Origin of the sequence: Acidisphaera sp. S103, assembly GCF_009765975.1 — a bacterium.
Classification (GTDB): Bacteria; Pseudomonadota; Alphaproteobacteria; order Acetobacterales; family Acetobacteraceae; genus Rhodopila.
In genome coordinates this window covers 62,685-79,298 of record NZ_LMUJ01000101.1, presented here as the reverse complement: position 1 = coordinate 79,298, position 16,614 = coordinate 62,685, and the positions used below count along the sequence as shown (strand labels likewise).

Sequence of the window (16,614 nt, the reverse complement as noted above, 5' to 3'; positions counted from 1 at the left end):
AGGTCGACTTGGCCGTGAAGCACCGCGGTCGCGCTCGTCACGGCAGTATAGCCGTTTCCGGGCGGACCTTTCAACTTCCCGGCGTTGCAAAACAGGTAACCCATGACCGTGCGAAGGTTGGCCCGTCAACATAACCTTTCGGCTATGGCGCGCGCCTGAAGCGGCGGAGCGCCGTGCTTCAGGCACCACGGTGTTGGTCGCCGTAAAGCCACCGGATAACCCGGCCCATGCTCAACCCCTGTATCACCATCGAAAATACCACGACCGCATAACACACGAGCAAGAGCCGCCCGCGATACGCGCTTGCCGGCACAGTCAGCGCGAGGGCGATCGACACACCGCCGCGCAGCCCCGCCCAGGTCAGCATCGCCATGCCCCGCCGCTGCTGCTGCCCGGTCCCGCGCAGCACAAACATCGGCACGACCACGCCCACAAACCGCGAAACCAAAGACAGCGGCAGGGCGCCGATGACAGGAACGAAAAACGCACGGGCGAATTCGATGGCGAACAATTCGAAACCGATCAGCACAAACAGCATCGCGTTCAGCAGTTCATCGATGACATGCCAGAACCCGGTGATCTCGCCGATCATCGAGGCGCCCTCGTCATCGCGCGGGTACTGCATGCGCAAAACCAGCCCGCAGGCGACCACGGCCGTAGGGCCTGACACCCCGATCAGATCGGCCAAACGATACGTCCCCGTGACCAGGGCCAGCGAGATCATCAGCCGAAGGCCGGGATCATCCGTCCAGCGTATCACGCGGACTGCGAGAAACCCGGTCACGCAGCCAAACGCACCGCCACCGATGCCCGCGATGGCCAGGGCGATGGTGACCCGTCCGTGCCCGATCAGCCCATGCTCGCCTTGCGCAAGCCGGAGCATGATCTGGAACAAGACAACACCGGCACCATCGTTGAACAGGCTTTCCCCTGAAATCGCGGTCTTCAACGCTGTTGGCAGTGGCGCTCTGCGCAGCAGCGCGTCGACCACGACGGCGTCCGTCGGTGCCAGTACCGCACCCAACACCATGCACCAACCCAAAGGTACCGGCGATCCGGCGACGCGGAACAGCACCCATATCCCGCCGCCGAACACCACCGTCGCGATGATCACGCTGGCGGTCGCCAGGACCAGCACCGTCCATTTCTGCCGGCGCAGTTCCGTCAGATCGACATGCAGGCTGGCCGCGAACAGCAGCAGACCCAGCACGATCTCCAGCAGAACCTGCGGCAGCGCGGCCTGGCCGAGCATCCCCCGCACCCAGCCGGAGAGGTCAGGCGTTACGAAGGGATCAATGACCGCGATCGTGGCGGAGATACCGAGCGAGCCCAGCAGCAGCGCGATCGCCCGTGGCAGATGGACGAAGCGCTGGTTGACCGTCGCGACAAATGCCGCGAGGAACAGCAGTATAGCGATCAGGTTGGCGGAGGAGCCCATGTGCGGGCAACGATATCAGCACGGATAATTCCGTCGAGTCGTTCAACCGGATACCGCTGGCCACGACGATGCGATGCCATCCCCGTCGCTGCCAGCACGCCGCTCCGGCGTTTTCGACCGTCACCCCCGCGTTTGCCGGTGATACTCCTTGTTCGGCATCATATCCGTCGCCGAAGCCATCCGGTTCGACAGGTTGAAGAACGCCACCGTCTCCGACAGGTCGAAGATGTCTTCCTCGCTCAACCCCTGCTGCGACAGCCCGTCCCGATCGGCGTCGTCCACCAGGTGCGGCGTCGCCGTCAGCTTCCAGGCGAAATCCAGCATCGCCGTCTGCCGCGGATCCAGACGCGCCATCCGGTAGTTCAGCGCCATCATCTCCCCCAGTTCGGGGTCGCCGGACAGTGCCCGCACCGCCGCGCCATGCGCCACCAGACAGTAGTAGCACCGGTTGGCCGAGGACACGACGACCGCCACCATCTCCCGCTCCAGCTTCGACAGGCCGGATGGCGACAGCATCACCTCATTGTACAGAGCCATGAAGTTGCGCAGCCGTTGCGGCCGCAGGCTGTAGGTGCTGAACACATTCGGCACAAAGCCGAGTTTTTCCACGCATTTCGTCCAGATGGCCCGCAGGTCATCGTCGAGTCCGGCCGTATCGGGAACCCCAAGCGCCGAGATATGATCGGGTTGCGGCATGATTCTACTCCGCCGCCCGCGCCGCTTCGGTCTTTTTCCAGGAATGCAACACCGGCAATACCTCCTTCGCGTAAAGCTTCAGCCCGTCCTCGGCCAGGTCATAGGGTGTACCACCGAACCGGAACGACGTCGCCAGTTCGAATTCGCCGACGACCGCCCGCCGTTCCTCGAACATGCGCAAGATGTGGTCCGGCGTGCCCCACACCGCAGCTTTCAGGAAGGCCGAAACGATCCCGTCCATGCCGATCTCTTTCGCCAGCGCGATTTTCTGCGCGTAAGCGTCGTAGCCTTTCACAGTACTGAAATGCTCCCCCAACAATTCGTAATGATAAAAATTGCTCTCGACGAATTTTCCCATGTATTGACGTGCCTTGTCCTCGGCGCCGTCCATCGTGGGCGTACAGATACAGAAATCCGCCAGCAGCGGCGGCAGTTCCGGCCCGCCATGCAATTGACGCGTCAGCTCGCGGTGCTTCTGGATCGCCGGCATGCGCATCGGCCACGGCCGGTCGGCGAACATCACCATACGCGCATTCAATTTCGCAGCCGAGACGACGGAATCGTCCGACGATGCCACTGCGTAGATACGTCCGTCAATCGGTTTGTAGGGCCGTGGCCGCAGTTCGGTGCGCGGCTGCTTGTAGAACTTCCCATCGCCTTCAATGAATCCGGTGCGCAGCGCGCCCACGATCATCGCCGCCGCCTCATCGAAACGCTCGCGTGATTCGTCCATGGTGCCGCGGAAGGCATGGAATTCGCGCCGAGCCAGGCCTCGCCCCATGCCCAGGCGAAGCCGGCCTTTGCTGAGCAGGTCGACCATGATCGCCCGTTCCGCCACCCGCAGCGGATCGTTCCACGGCAGGATGACCGCCGCGGTGCCCAGGTCGATATTCGGGCACACCGCCGCCAGATACGCCATCAGTTGCAGATTGTCGGGGCAGAACGAGTAATCGTTGAAGTGGTGCTCCACCGACCACAACGCATCGAACCCGGCGTCCGCCGCGACCCGGGCCAGCCGGATTTCCTCGTCCCAGACCTGTTCGTCCGACACGCCGCTCCAACCATAGCTGGCGAAGACCATCTGCAAGCCGACGTCCATTGCGTCCTCCTGGTTCGTTCCTCCCGCATCGTTTCACGGACCCGGCCAACCCGCAAATTTGGCGTGGCCCGCACCTGTCGCTAAGCTGCCCACGCAGACAGAGGGAATATGGGCATGGCGCTGAAACGCATGGTGCTGGAAATCGGCATGGGCACCGACATCAGGGACGCCGACCCGACCAAGGCCGCGGTGCGCGCCCTGCGCGACGCCCTTTGGCACAACTCCCTCGGCGTCGCCAACGCGCTTGGTCTCGATACGGATTCGATGCAGGTGGAGGTCACCATCGGTGTCCCTCACCCCGAGAAAGTGAACAAACAGGACGTGTTGGCCATCCTGCCGCACGGCACCGGGACCGTCACCGTGGTGGATGGCGGCCTGGAGATCCCGAACGACGAAGGCACCAATTCCACCCTGGTCGCCAGCGCCGCCGCGGTGGTCTGGCTCGACGTGGCCTAAATACCGGCCTTCGGCCTCAGGCGATCACGCTTTAAGGGAACCCCACACATGGCACGCAAGCGCGTTATTCTCGAACTCGGCACCGGCAACGACCTGCATGGCGGAGACTACACCAAAGCCGCCCTGCGCGCAGTGCAGGACGCCCTCCACCATTCCTCGCTGTCGATGATCCGTTCTTTGGGCATCGATTCGAAAACCCAAATGTTCGTCGAGGTCACGATCGGCGTTCAACAGCCCGACAAGGTGGATACCGAGGCAGTGAAAGCCACCCTGCCGCATGGTATCGTTACAGTTCGTGCGACCAAGGGCGGGCTGGACGTGATTGACCGGGAACGAGGCGACAACGCGGTGATCGCCAATGCCGCCGTCGCCGTGCGGCTGGAGCTGCCGTAACGATTACAGGCCGAACGGCAGCCGCCCTTCCTGGTAGCCGTTCTCATCGAAATGTTGCTGGCCCGATTCCAGCATACCCTTGCGCACGTATTCGGCAACGCCGGTATTTTGCGACAGGTAATAGCGTTCATCGACATGGATCGGGAACGGCATGCGGCCTTCGAAATAACCGTCGTTCACGAAATGAAGCCGAGCGGATTGGACCAGGCCCTTGTCGATCGCATCCGCGATGTCCGGATAATGCTCCAGATACCACGGTTCGTCCACTTCGACACCGATGATCACCTGCCTGATCATCTGCACCATGTTCTCGTAAGTGCAACTTACCATCAGTTCGCCCTTGACGTTCGAAATGGTGAGAAGGGATTTGAGCACCTCGAACGGCGGCAGATACTTCATCAGGGCCTCCATGATTACGCGCATTTATCGGCATTGGAGCGCCATCAGGCAACAAGGTTTTCGCTGTTTTTTGTTAATTTCATTTGCATGCCGGCGCGACAACGATGCACTTCGCCCCGACGCCGCCCATCGATGCGGCCAATGGTTCGGATTGCGCCGAATTATTGATAAAAGTCGCTCCAGTGGTCCGATCCCAATGCCTGGTTCCCAAGCATTGGGTGACTCGACCCACCAAATCAATGCTGATGGCTATAATCCGACGGTTCTTTCCGTCGGCCTATATGCAGATCTAGCGCCCCCGCCAGACCGGTTTCCGCTTCTCGACATAAGCACGGATGCCTTCGACCCGGTCCTCACTGCTGTAGGGACTGATGCCTTCGTTCAGCCGCAGCGCGGCGGGCACCGGCAGGCCGTTGGACCTGATCGCGGTTTCCTTCATCCGCCGCAACGACACCGGTGCGTTTTCGCAGATCGCCTCGGCCATGCGCAGCGCCTCCGCCAGCGCCTCGCCGCGCGGGACGATGCGGTTTACCAGGCCCCAGCGCCTGGCATCCTCGGCGTTGATGTATTCGCCCAGATAGAGCATCTCGTAAGCGATTCCGGACGGAATCATGCGCGGCAGCATGACGTTGGCGAAATGCGCGCCCTTGCCGCGCTTGGCTTCCGGCAAGCCGAACAGCGCATGCTCCGCCGCGACCCGCATATCGCAGGCCAGTGCCAATTCCAGCCCGCCGGCGACGGCCGATCCGTTCAATGCGGCAATGGTCGGCTTGATGGTTTCATAAACAACTTCGAACACATAGCGCTGCACCCGGGACAGTAGCGGTTGAAACGGCTTTCCCGCCGCATCCTCCTGCGCCCGAGCCTTCAGGTCGGCGCCGGCGCAGAACGCTCGGTCACCGACGGATGTCAGGACGATTGCCCTGATGTCCGGGTCGGCGCCGGATTCGACAAACGCCTCGATCAGCGCCTCCGACAATTCAGGGGACAGCGCGTTCATCCGCTCCGGCCGGTTGATCGTCAGGATCCGGATGTGGCCGCGCATCTCCGACAGCAGGATATCGCTGGGTTCGGTCATGGGTTTCCTCCTTGCGTGATGAGCACAAGGTAAGGCGGCAATCCGGATTAAGCCAATCGCCCGGTCCTACGCCGTCAACTGCAACCGGGATGGGGCCTGCTGTGCGGACGGGGCCGCCGCGAGCGAACCGGAGCCAGGGGGAAAGTAAACGATGGTCAATTGCACCGAATCCGCACCGCCGCCGCCCATTTGCAACACAAGGGTCCGGATCGTCTTCGCGGTATCGGGATCGTGGGCGTTCGACCCGAACAGCACCGACCGCTGGCTGCCAGGCGGCGAACTGTCCGCCCGCATCTGGTCCAGCAGCGCCTCGGCACCGTCCATATAGGGATTGTCCATCGCCGGGTCCGCCGCCCGCATTTGTTCAGCTCGCTCGTTCGCCGCGAACGCCTGCTTCAACAGGCCTTGCAGCGAATACGTCTGCCCATCGCTCGACGTTACGGTATCGGGATACAGCGTTCCGCCGCTTTGCATATAGGCCTGCAACTGCCCCGGGGTCATCGCGGTCGCCAGCGTGTCGCCCGGCACGTTGATCGCGAGGTAATAGGCACCCTGCCCCTGCGACAGGGTCTTGCCGATCATCGACATGACGTCCTGCACCGCCGCGGCTTCGCCGGCACCGTGGGAAGCGACACCCCCCGCCGCGGTGACGCTGCCGACGATCGCGCCGTAGGAGGCGATATCGATCGGCACGGTGTTCATGCTGATCGCATCCACGATGGCGGTTTCCTGGCTTTCCCGGGTCTGTGCCGCCTTGTCGGCGGCAGTCTTCCCCGAACCAACCCCGGACAGCAATGCGCCCAGACCGGCTGACGATGAAATCGCATTCGACATGGTGGCCTCCCGGACGCAGCGTATCCCGTAAACATGACCGAACGGTTAACCGGGCCCGTCCGTCGCCGAACGCATGGACAGGATGGCGCCCGATGGACAGTATGCGCGCCGTTTATCGAGACAGGAGACACCACCGGATGCCCACCCAGATCGCCACGCAGGAGGCGCTGCACGCCCTGTTTCATCCCCGCGCGGTGGCCGTGATCGGGGCGTCCGACGACACCACGAAGCATGGCTACATCGTGCTGACCAACGTGCGCGACACCGGGTTCCAGGGCGGTATCTACGGCATCAGCCGGCGCCTGAAGGACGTCGACGGAATCCCCTGTTTCCCCGATCTGACCGCTCTGCCGGAACCTGTGGACACCGCGTTCCTGGCCATCCCGGCCGAGGCCGCCGTGCAGGCTGTGCGGGAATGCGCGCGTGCCGGCATGAAAGCGGTGATCGTGGGCTCCGCCGGTTATGCCGAAAGCCTTGATGCCGGCGGCGAGGAACGCCAGCACGAACTGCAGCGCATTGCCCAGGAGGAAGGCATCCGCATCGTCGGGCCGAACTGCAACGGTATCTACAACGCGCATCTACCACTGTCGGTGGGATTCAACACGTCGCACGCCAAGCGGCAGACGCCGGGCGGCATCGCCATCTTCTCCCACAGCGGCGCGCTGTTCGATGCGATGGCGGGGCGGCTGGCGATGCTGGGCGCCGGGCTGTCGCTGTTCGCCTCGGCCGGCAACGAAGCCGACATGTCGGTGCTGGACTACATGGAATACGGCATCAGCCACGCACCGACCCGCGTCATCGCCATGCTGATCGACAGCCTCGACGACGGCCCACGGTTCCGTCGCCTGGCCTTGGCCGCGCACGCCGCCGGCAAGCACGTGGTGGCCCTGAAGATCGGCGGGTCGGAGGCAGGGGCCGCCGCTGCCGTGGCGCATTCATCCCGCATGGCCGGCGATGACGCGTCCTACCACGCCCTGTTCAAGGTCAGCGGCGTGGCAACAGTAAAGACCCTGGAAGGTCTGATGACTGCCGCCGCGTTACTGGACAAGTACGGTAGTCGTCCGGGCAAGCTGGGGTCGCTGTCCACCTCCGGCGCCGGCGCCTCCCTGATCGCCGACCGTTGCGAGGCGCTCGGTGTTCCGCTGGCGACGCTGACCCCGGAGACCCACGCCGCGATCGATTCCCAAAAGATGTTTTCCCGGATCGGCAACCCGCTCGACATGGGCATCTTCGGCGGCATGCGGCGTTCAGCCGACGTGCCCCGTCTGCTGATGGCCGACGCAGGCGTGTCGGTCGGGCTGGCGTTGGTGCATTCGATGAATCCCTGGCAGGGAGATCCGTACCGAGCGGCGATGGGCGCGGCACGAGAAAAGTCGGGCAAGCCGCTGCTGGTCGTCACCCCCGGCGGGATGCCTGCTGCCGAACGCGAAACCTACCGTCAGCGTGGCATCGACGTGTTCACCGACACCGATATCCTGTTGGAGGGCATCGGTGCCTTGATGACGGCCCCGCCCCAGCCGATCCCCTCCGCCGCGTTGCCCGTCGCCACCACCCTGCCCGCTCGGCAGCTTACCGAACCGGAGAGCCTGCGCCTGCTGGTGTCGTTCGGGGTGCCCGCCGTGCAGACCGTCGAATGCGAGTCCGCATCCGCGGCGGTCGCCGCCGCCACACGCATCGGCTTCCCAGTGGTGCTGAAAGGCGTCGCCGACGGTGTCGCTCATAAAAGCGATCTCGGGCTGGTGCATGTCGGCCTGAGCGATGCCGACGCGGTGGCCAGGACCTACGCCGCCATCGACTGCCCCAAGGTCATCATCCAGGCCATGGTCAGTGGCAGCCTGGAGGCCATCGCCGGGGTAACCCGAGCGGACGGGGTCGGGCTGGTGCTGATCGCCGGCCTGGGCGGCATCTTCGCCGAGGCGCTGCACGATGTCTCGACCTTCCCGCTACCCGTCGATCGCGGGTTTGTTGAAGCCGAACTGGCCAAGGGAACGTTGGGCCGGATCCTGACCAGCCCGCGCTGGAAACATCCTGGCTGTTTCAGCGCGTTCGTCGACGTGCTGATGTCGTTGCAGAATGCCGCGCTGTCGCTGGGCGACAGGCTGCAGGCGATCGACATCAATCCGGTCATCCTGGGCAGCTCTGGCGCCATCGCCGTCGATGCGCTCGTGGTGCCCACGTCATGACCGGGCGCTTCACCGTCACCTATCACGTCCGCAGCACCGCCGCCGATATCGATGCCCGGGCGCAGGGTATCGCGGTGGAGCAAAGCGTCGAGATGCCCCTGGCTGCGATCGATGATCCAGCCGTGCTGTCCGACATCGTCGGTGCCGTCGAGGGCATCGACGACCTTGGTGGGAGTATGTTCTCGGTCCGCATCGGCCTGGCCACGGCGACTGTCGGCCAGGATGCGGGGCAGTTGCTGAACATGGTGTTCGGCAACACCTCGCTGCACGACGACGTGGTGTTGAAGGACATCGCGGTCCCCGAGACCCTCGTCCAGATGTTCGGGGGCCCTCGGCACGGCATCGCCGAACTGCGGTTCCGGCTGAAACTGCACGGCCGGGCCTTGACCGGTTCGGCGCTGAAGCCGCAAGGCCTGCCGACCGAGGGCCTGGCCACGCTCGCCGAACATCTGGCGCGCGGTGGGCTGGACTTCATCAAGGACGACCACGGTCTGGCAGACCAGCATTACTCTCGGTTCGCCGAACGCGTCGCCGCCTGTGCCGAGGGCGTGGCCCGCGGCGTCCGCTCCACCGGCCATCCGACACGCTATGTGCCCAGCCTGACCGGCAACCTGGACCAACTCCGAACACAGGCGGCACTCGCCCGCGATGTCGGCGTGGATTGCGTCATGCTGGCCCCCATGATCTGCGGCTTCCCCGCGATGCAGGCGCTGGTGCGCGAATTCCCCGACATGGCGTTCTTCGCCCACCCCAGCCTGGGCGGCGCCGCTCGGATTGCCCCCGAACTGCTGATTGGCGGCCTGTTCCGGCTGATGGGCGCGGACGCGGTGATTTTCCCCAGCTTCGGCGGCCGCTTCGGCTATTCCCACGACACTTGCCGGCAGTTGGCGGACAATGCCCGCCGCACCGACGACGGCATGAAAGCCGCGCTGCCCGTGCCTGCCGGCGGCATGACCTTGGAACGGACAAGGGAAATTCTTGATTTCTACGGTGCCGACACGATGTTGCTGATCGGCGGCAACCTGCTGATGGCGCGCGACCAGATCACGCGGGAAACCGAACGCTTCACCCGTGCCGTCGCCGATCACACGTTTGCCTAGGACCACCGCCCATGGACACCGAACAGCAACCCAATTTCCGTCCCACCACCGCGGATTTCCGCTGGGAAGCCGTCGCGCACCAACCCTACAAACAGGATGGCAGCGCTCCGTTTAAGGACATCTCCCGTCAGGTGCTGTTCCATGAGGACAACCTGGCCTGCGAACTCCGCTATTTCGAGATGGACGCCGGCGGCTATTCGACGCTGGAGCGGCACGAACACGCCCACGCGGTGATGATCCTGCGCGGCCACGGCGACTGCCTGGTGGGCGACGAGGTCCGTTCGGTGAAACAGTTCGACCTGGTGACCATCCCGTCCTGGACCTGGCACCAATTCCGCGCCACCGACGCCGAGCCGCTGGGGTTTTTATGCATGGTCAACGTGGTGCGGGACCGGCCGCAACTGCCGGATGAGGCGGAACTCGCCCGCCTGAAATCGACCCCCGCGATCGCCCGATTCCTGGGGGCGGGCTAACGACCGAGGCTTCAATACCGGCCTTGTCATTGATTCGTGGTAACGCTGTGCATCCGTCATGGTGAGCGCAGGCTCACCATCCAAGCCTTTGTTTTAGCAAAAAACGCGTGGACGCCGATCTTCATCGGCGTGACGGGCGGATGGCTGCCAACGAGTCAACCCCGCTCGACGATCAGGTAGATCAGCGCCTCGGCCGACGGGTCGGGGTTCTCGACCCCATGCGGGGCATCGGTGCGGCAACTGCAACTATCGCCAGCGGACAGTTCGGCCGTTTCCTCGCCCACGGTAATGCGAACAGTGCCGGCCGCTACGTGCATATGCTCGACCGTCCCGGCGGCGTGGGCGGCGGACGGACCCAGGACGGTGGCCGGCGGAATCTGATAGCGCACGAAATCGATGCGGCTGTCGGGGGAGGCCGGCCCCAGGCTTTGCCAGCGGGCAGGCTCTTCACCGCCGGCGGCCTCGTCGCGGCGCAAGACGCGGATGCGCGGCGCCGAATCCGAGCCGCCGTCGACCAGGGCCGCCGCGTTGACCCCCAGCGCCTGGGCCAGCCGTACCACGGTGACCACGGTCGGCGACTTCACGCCGCGCTCGATGTCCGAAATCATCGACGACGAGATGCCGCTGCGCGCGGCCAGCGCCCGTAAACTGAAGCCGGCGGCCTCTCGCCGCTGCTTGACGGCGCGGCCGGTACGGAGGCTGATTTCGTCCTCTAAAGTTGACAATATGCACTCCATAGCGTACACGCAGGCTATCTCAAGCAAGGAGTGGGGGCAATGGACAAGACCGAATTCGAAACGGCACTGCGTTCCGAGGGCTATCGGGTCGTGAACAGCGCCGTGAAGCCGAACCTGGTGGCGCCGAACCACTGCCATGACTTCGACGCCAAGGCATTGGTGCTGGGCGGCGATATCACCATCACTTGCGACAACACGCCGGTCACCTATCGTACAGGCCAATGCTTCGAGGTGCCCGCGGGCCGCATGCACGCCGAACATGTCGGGCCGGAAGGCGTCGCGCTGCTATCGGGCCGCCGCCGCACCGGGCCGCTGACCGTCGAGGCGTTCGAAAGCGACCTCCGCCGCGAGGGTTTCGACGTGATCCATGGTGGACAGAAGCCCTGCTTCGCGGAAGAACTCCACGCCCATGATTTCGACGTGCGGATCATGGTGCTGGGTGGTGAGATCAGCGTCGCGCGAGACGGAAACTGTGTAACGTTCAAAGCCGGCGACAACTGCGAAATACCCGAGGGATGTCAGCACACCACGCAGGTGGGACCGGAAGGCGTCGCCTACGTTGTCGGCAAGGCGAGCCGCCGGGTATCCGTCAACTAGCTGCGCAAGCCGAACCGGGGGCGCCGCAGCGCCCCCGAGGCAGCCAACTCATACCGGTAGCCGCTGATGTTGATCTTCCGGCATCGCCGGGCAACCGTCATGGTGGGCGAAGGCCCGCCATCCATGTCTTTGTTTTCGCACGTAAAGGCATGGATGCCGATCTGCATCGGCATGACGGGCGATTGCTGCCGCTCTAGCGGTTAGTCCAATCCTTCGCCGCATCCTTCGCGCCGCCAACGGCGTTCTGCACCTTGCCGGCCGCCTTCTCGGCGGCACCCTCCGCCTGAGTCTTCTTGTCGCCCATCATCTTGCCGGCGGCTTCTTTGACGCCGCCCTTGATCTGATGTCCGACGCCTTCGACCCGATCCTTATCCATAATCTCGCTCCTGATTGTCAGGCGGCCAAACCGGGCCGCCCATCCTGAACGAGTGAACCCCGCAAGGGTTCCCAGCCGGCCCTATCGCCGCAGGATTGTCGATCCCGCATACCGGGCGGCATCACCCAACTGTTCCTCGATGCGGATCAACTGATTGTATTTCGCGGTCCGGTCGCTGCGTGCCAGGCTGCCGGTCTTGATCTGCCCGCAGTTCGTCGCCACCGCCAGGTCGGCAATGGTGGAATCCTCGGTTTCGCCCGACCGGTGGCTCATCACCGCTTTCCAGCCGGCACGATGCGCGATCTCCACCGTTTCCAGCGTCTCCGACAAGGTGCCGATCTGATTGACCTTGATCAGGATCGCGTTCGCCGATCCCAGTTCGATGCCGCGGCGCAGGCGTTCGGGATTGGTGACGAACAGATCGTCGCCGACCAGATTGACCTTGGCGCCGATGGTCTCCGTAAGAAGCTTCCAGGTTTCCCAGTCGTCTTCGGCGCAGCCATCCTCGATCGATACGATCGGATAGCGGCTGACCAGATCGGCGTAGTAGCGGACAATCTCCTCAGAACCGAGCTGCTTGCCCTCCAGATGATACCGCCCATCCTTGAAGAACTCGGTCGAGGCCGGATCAAGCGCGAAGGTGATATCCTCGCCAACCCGATAGCCAGCCTTTTCAACGGCTTTGGCGATGAATCTCAATGCCTCGTCGGCCGATTTCAGGTTCGGCGCGAAACCGCCCTCATCCCCGACATTGGTGTTGTGGCCGGCATCGTGCAGCCCCTTCTTCAGCATCTGGAACACTTCCGACCCCATCCGCACGGCGTCCGCCAGCGTCGGCGCCGAGATCGGCTGGATCATGAATTCCTGAATATCAATGGGGTTGTCGGCATGCTTGCCGCCGTTGATGATATTCATCATCGGCACCGGCAATGTGCGAGCATACGCCCCGCCGACATAGCGGTACAGCGGCTGCCCCTGGTCGGACGCCGCCGCCTTGGCAACCGCCAGCGACACGCCCAAGATCGCGTTCGCCCCCAGCCGCCCCTTGTTCGGCGTCCCGTCCAGATCGATCATGATATTGTCGATCACCACCTGTTCAGTGGCCTCGATCCCGCCAACCGCTTCCAGGATTTCGCCCTCGACGTTGGCGACCGCGTTCAGCACGCCCTTGCCGCCATAGCGGGACTTGTCGCCGTCCCGCAGCTCCACCGCCTCATGCGCCCCGGTCGAGGCACCCGACGGCACCGCCGCGCGCCCCATGGCGCCGGATTCGAGGACGACATCGACCTCGATCGTCGGGTTGCCGCGGCTGTCGAGGATTTCGCGGGCGGTGATATCGGCGATGGCGGCCATGTTCGCGTCTCCGGTCTTTCAATCCGTGGCTGCGTATCACCTTGGCGCCGAGGTTGCCAGTATGGGCGGCGCCAAGACCCGGCTTCGGGCGGCGAGGACCGCGCGGCGAGATATGCCGATCACCCCCATTTGAGAACGGAATCGTTTCCGTCCAGGATACACCGCTCTAGTGGTCCGATCCCGACGCCTGGTCCCCGGGCGTTGGGCGAATCGGCTCGCCAAATCAATGCTGGTGGATATCATGCGACCGCTCTTGCCGTCGGATGATATCCACCAGGTTCACGATGACCGCCTTGGAGTGTCACATGAAGCATCTTCCCTATTACAAGACGTTGGGCGTTGCCGCGCTCGCGGCCATGCTGGCGCCCACGGCGGCCATGGCGCAGATACAGACCTATTACCGCGCCGGAACGTGGGAGGCCTTCAGCGGCCGGAACGACAAGGGCGGTGCGGTGTGCGGCGTCGACAACACCAACCCGACGGACAACCGCCGCATGTCGATTCGCTTCGATATCGGCGGTTCGGAGACGGTGTTGTCCGCGAGCAAGCCCGACTGGACGATCCCGGACGGCACCCGCATCACGGTGGTGATGCAGATCGGCCTGAACACACCCTGGACCCGGTCGGCCACCGGATACGGCAACAACATCGACTGGGCGTTGGACCCGGCTTCGACGCAGACGTTCGAGCAGCAGTTTCGCGGTGCGTCCTCGATGACGCTGACCTTTCCGGATGGCAACGAGCCGCCCTGGACGGTACCCCTGATCGGGTCCTCGGCGATCAGCGCCACCTTCAGCCGCTGCATCACCGACCTGACCCGTCAGGTGCAGGCCGCGCAGGCAGCCGGCGCCACCAAACCGGCGGCCCCACAGCAAACCCAGGCAGCGACGCAGCCGTTCAGCGCGCCCGCCAGCGGCGCACAACCGTCGACCGATACCACGGCCCCGGCGGCCCAGCCGTCCGGCAGTCAAACGACGGGTAATCAACCGGCCGGCACCCAGCCAACCGGGGGAACCCAAACCGGCGGAACGCAACCGGCTCACTAAGGCGCGGCTTGAGCGCTGGCCAATGTCGTGCGGTAATCCCCCATCGGACGAACAAGATGGGGGAAACACGGATGAGCGCGACACAGACTAAAACGGCATTTGGCCGGATTTCCCCGCCCCGCGACGCCTGGTTGGCCAAGGCGCCGCCGGAGCCGATCATCGATCCCGGCCTGCCGATCATCGATACCCATCACCATCTGTGGCACCGCGCCGGCGGCGCCACCGGCGAGTCGTGGGAAGTCCCGGCCTTCCGCTACCTGCTGCCCGAGTTCCTCGCCGACTGCGCCACCGGCCACAATATTGTCGGCAGCGTGTTCCTGCAGTGCCACTCGATGTATCGCGCCACCGGTCCGGTGCCGATGCGTCCGGTGGGCGAAACCGAGTTCGTCGCCGGCATCGCCGCCATGAGCGACAGCGGCGGCTACGGCAAGACCCGCGTTGCCGCTGGCATCGTCGGCTATGCCGACCTGACCGCGGGCGACTGGGTAACCCCGGTGCTGGAGGCGCATATCCGCGCCGGCGGTGGCCGGTTCCGCGGCGTGCGGCACTCGGCGGGGTATGACGCCGATCCGGTGATCGGCAACAGCGCGCCCGATATCCAACCCGGCCTGTATCTGCGCCCCGATTTCCGAGCGGGAATGGCGCGGTTGTCGGCGCTGGGATTGTCGCTGGACGCGTGGGGCTTCCATCCGCAGATCCCCGACATCACCGACCTGGCCCGAGCGTTTCCCGGCAGCAACATCATCGTCGGCCATTGCGGTGGCCCGCTCGGTTACGGCCGATATACGGGCAAGAAGGATGAGGTGTTCGCCGATTGGAAGAAATCGGTCACCGAGTTGGCCAAATGCCCGAACGTGACGATGAAGTTGGGGGGCATGATGATGCGTCTCGCCGCTTACGATTATATGGGCCTGGACGCCCCGCCGTCGTCGGAGCAACTCGCCGCGCATTGGCGGCCTTATGTCGAGACGTGCGTGGAGCTGTTCGGTGCGGATCGTTGCATCGCCGAGAGCAATTTCCCGGTGGAGAAGATGGGCATCGGCTTCGCGGCGTTGTTCAATGCTTTGAAACGAATGGCCTCGGGCTGTTCCGCTGATGAGAAGGCAACGATCTTCGCCGGGACGGCGAGGCGGGTGTACCGGCTGGATTGCTAAAGCGAGACGTGACTGCGCCGCGCGGCCAGCGTATCGCTGGACCGCGTTCGACAGCTGATAGTCTGCCAAAACGCAAGCGTGTGCATCGTGCGATCAAGCAACGGTGCGTGCGGTGGAATGCAAAATAATCAAGCGGATCGCGGAGTTTGCGAAGGCCGCGCGGTGTGTCACCGAGGTAAGACAAGCCGCTATGGAGTTCTACGCTGGTGTCTCGCGACAAGTGCAGACGCGGAAGGGAGCAGCCGCCTATCAACCGTATTGCTAAGTTCATGCTATGAACTTGCGGATTGACGTTCAGCCGAGCATTACAACTGGACTTCCGGAGAGAGCTTTGAGTAATCATTTCATATGTAGCATTTGTGGCAGCGAGCATATGGGCCTTTCCACAGATTATGCAAACAAGCTGCCCGATGACGCATGGAGGATCCCTGAGGCAGAACGAACAATACGGGCCAAGTTTTCCTCTGACCTCTGTCGGCGTGATAAGCGCCACTTTATCCGCGGGGTACTGCATGTGCCACTTTCCGACGCAGAAGGCGATTTCCGCTGGGGGGTGTGGACCGAAGTGCGCTGGCCTACATTTGAGCGCTATCTAAAACTGTACAACGAAGACGGATCCGCGGAACCGCCTCATGCTGGAACCTTGGCGAACGCTCTTCCAAATTGCAACGACACGCTCGGGGCACCAGTTCTGATCCAGTTCCGAGACCAGCGCAGCCGTCCGTCGATCAACTTCATGCCAGACGATGCTTCCCGTCTCGCGCTTGAGCAACGTAATGGCATTAATAATGCTCGGTATCACGAGATCCCGCATGAGATTTCCAGCCGTCGCTGACCTGCCAGTCCATGCGGCCTTCGGCCGACGCTTACAGTAAATAGGCCTTCATCTTCGTTGCAATTCTTACCTCGCCTCAAGCAGACAAACGGCGGCCCTTGGAGAGCCAAAGCACTAAGCCGGTCGCTCAGCATATCCGGGACACCAAAGATATAAAATCGAAACGGGAAATCAGACCGTTCCGGCCGCAATACCAACTTGAACTGATCAAAACCAACGCGCGCCCACGAAGCACCCTCGTTTCTCTGCGTCCTCAACGGTCTCGGCGACCTCTGTGTCAAAAGCGGTGCCGAACGCGCCACGAACCGCGATCGTCCCCCGAAAAGAAAAGCCCCGGGCCACACGAACAACACCCAACTTAGAGTCT

Annotated in this window: 19 protein-coding genes; 9 read left to right on the top strand and 10 right to left on the bottom strand. The window is 63.6% G+C overall.

What is annotated here, in order from left to right:
- Positions 1-178 precede the first annotated feature (178 nt).
- The 3 genes from GSQ89_RS32880 to GSQ89_RS32870 form a co-directional block, all read right to left on the bottom strand.
- A complete protein-coding gene (locus GSQ89_RS32880) occupies positions 179-1,438 on the bottom strand; it encodes a sodium:proton antiporter (protein ID WP_158932333.1) in 1,260 nt (419 codons plus the stop codon).
- Positions 1,439-1,558: 120 nt separating this feature from the next.
- Positions 1,559-2,134 (bottom strand): peroxidase-related enzyme, encoded by a 576-nt coding sequence (locus GSQ89_RS32875; RefSeq protein ID WP_158932332.1) that lies wholly within the window; start codon positions 2,132-2,134, stop codon positions 1,559-1,561.
- 4 nt (positions 2,135-2,138) lie between these two features.
- Positions 2,139-3,233 (bottom strand): LLM class flavin-dependent oxidoreductase, encoded by a 1,095-nt coding sequence (locus GSQ89_RS32870; RefSeq protein ID WP_158932331.1) that lies wholly within the window; start codon positions 3,231-3,233, stop codon positions 2,139-2,141.
- A 114-nt stretch (positions 3,234-3,347) separates the two neighbouring features.
- Between GSQ89_RS32870 and GSQ89_RS32865 the strand changes: the two genes are divergently transcribed.
- A complete protein-coding gene (locus GSQ89_RS32865; protein ID WP_158932330.1) occupies positions 3,348-3,689 on the top strand; it encodes a Lin0512 family protein in 342 nt (113 codons plus the stop codon).
- A gap of 48 nt (positions 3,690-3,737) precedes the next feature.
- Positions 3,738-4,082, top strand: a complete 345-nt coding sequence (locus tag GSQ89_RS32860; protein ID WP_158932329.1) for a Lin0512 family protein — start codon at positions 3,738-3,740, stop codon at positions 4,080-4,082.
- Positions 4,083-4,085: 3 nt separating this feature from the next.
- Here GSQ89_RS32860 and GSQ89_RS32855 read toward each other — a convergent pair whose 3' ends face one another.
- From GSQ89_RS32855 to GSQ89_RS32845, 3 genes are all read right to left on the bottom strand, one after another.
- Positions 4,086-4,481 (bottom strand): hypothetical protein, encoded by a 396-nt coding sequence (locus GSQ89_RS32855; RefSeq protein WP_158932328.1) that lies wholly within the window; start codon positions 4,479-4,481, stop codon positions 4,086-4,088.
- A gap of 289 nt (positions 4,482-4,770) precedes the next feature.
- Complete coding sequence (locus tag GSQ89_RS32850; protein WP_158932327.1) at positions 4,771-5,559, bottom strand: enoyl-CoA hydratase/isomerase family protein; 789 nt, start codon at positions 5,557-5,559, stop codon at positions 4,771-4,773.
- 66 nt (positions 5,560-5,625) lie between these two features.
- Positions 5,626-6,393, bottom strand: coding sequence for a hypothetical protein (locus tag GSQ89_RS32845; protein WP_158932326.1), 768 nt, complete (start codon positions 6,391-6,393; stop codon positions 5,626-5,628).
- 137 nt (positions 6,394-6,530) lie between these two features.
- On the opposite strand from GSQ89_RS32845, the gene GSQ89_RS32840 reads away from it, so the two are divergent.
- The 3 genes from GSQ89_RS32840 to GSQ89_RS32830 are packed head-to-tail and all read left to right on the top strand — an operon-like array spanning position 6,531 to position 10,149.
- A complete protein-coding gene (locus GSQ89_RS32840; protein ID WP_158932325.1) occupies positions 6,531-8,576 on the top strand; it encodes an acetate--CoA ligase family protein in 2,046 nt (681 codons plus the stop codon).
- The gene (locus tag GSQ89_RS32835) at positions 8,573-9,676 is read left to right on the top strand and encodes a RuBisCO large subunit C-terminal-like domain-containing protein (protein WP_158932324.1); all 1,104 of its coding nucleotides are present in this window, start codon (positions 8,573-8,575) and stop codon (positions 9,674-9,676) included. Before GSQ89_RS32840 ends, GSQ89_RS32835 begins: the two co-directional genes overlap by 4 nt.
- An 11-nt stretch (positions 9,677-9,687) precedes the next feature.
- On the top strand, positions 9,688-10,149 hold the full coding sequence (locus GSQ89_RS32830) for a cupin domain-containing protein (RefSeq protein WP_158932323.1): 462 nt from the start codon (positions 9,688-9,690) through the stop codon (positions 10,147-10,149).
- Positions 10,150-10,304: 155 nt separating this feature from the next.
- Here GSQ89_RS32830 and GSQ89_RS32825 read toward each other — a convergent pair whose 3' ends face one another.
- Entirely contained in the window at positions 10,305-10,874 is a 570-nt protein-coding gene (locus GSQ89_RS32825; RefSeq protein WP_158932322.1) for an XRE family transcriptional regulator, read from the bottom strand.
- 51 nt (positions 10,875-10,925) lie between these two features.
- Here GSQ89_RS32825 and GSQ89_RS32820 point away from each other — a divergent pair, with 51 nt between their 5' ends.
- Positions 10,926-11,483 carry a hypothetical protein gene (locus tag GSQ89_RS32820; protein ID WP_158932321.1) on the top strand — a complete coding sequence of 186 codons (558 nt, stop codon included), beginning with the start codon at positions 10,926-10,928 and terminating at the stop codon, positions 11,481-11,483.
- Here GSQ89_RS32820 and GSQ89_RS32815 read toward each other — a convergent pair.
- The 3 genes from GSQ89_RS32815 to eno form a co-directional block, all read right to left on the bottom strand.
- Positions 11,480-11,656 (bottom strand): hypothetical protein, encoded by a 177-nt coding sequence (locus tag GSQ89_RS32815; RefSeq protein ID WP_158932320.1) that lies wholly within the window; start codon positions 11,654-11,656, stop codon positions 11,480-11,482. The genes GSQ89_RS32820 and GSQ89_RS32815 overlap by 4 nt on opposite strands.
- 20 nt (positions 11,657-11,676) lie before the next feature.
- Positions 11,677-11,859, bottom strand: coding sequence for a CsbD family protein (locus GSQ89_RS32810; protein WP_158932319.1), 183 nt, complete (start codon positions 11,857-11,859; stop codon positions 11,677-11,679).
- A gap of 81 nt (positions 11,860-11,940) precedes the next feature.
- A complete protein-coding gene (gene eno / locus GSQ89_RS32805; protein ID WP_158932318.1) occupies positions 11,941-13,212 on the bottom strand; it encodes a phosphopyruvate hydratase in 1,272 nt (423 codons plus the stop codon).
- 305 nt (positions 13,213-13,517) lie between these two features.
- Between eno and GSQ89_RS32800 the strand changes: the two genes are divergently transcribed.
- From GSQ89_RS32800 to GSQ89_RS32790, 3 genes are all read left to right on the top strand, one after another.
- A complete protein-coding gene (locus GSQ89_RS32800; protein WP_158932317.1) occupies positions 13,518-14,258 on the top strand; it encodes a hypothetical protein in 741 nt (246 codons plus the stop codon).
- A gap of 71 nt (positions 14,259-14,329) precedes the next feature.
- The gene (locus GSQ89_RS32795) at positions 14,330-15,412 is read left to right on the top strand and encodes an amidohydrolase (protein WP_158932316.1); all 1,083 of its coding nucleotides are present in this window, start codon (positions 14,330-14,332) and stop codon (positions 15,410-15,412) included.
- 331 nt (positions 15,413-15,743) lie between these two features.
- The gene (locus GSQ89_RS32790; protein WP_158932315.1) at positions 15,744-16,247 is read left to right on the top strand and encodes a DUF2199 domain-containing protein; all 504 of its coding nucleotides are present in this window, start codon (positions 15,744-15,746) and stop codon (positions 16,245-16,247) included.
- The last annotated feature ends 367 nt before the right edge of the window (positions 16,248-16,614 follow it).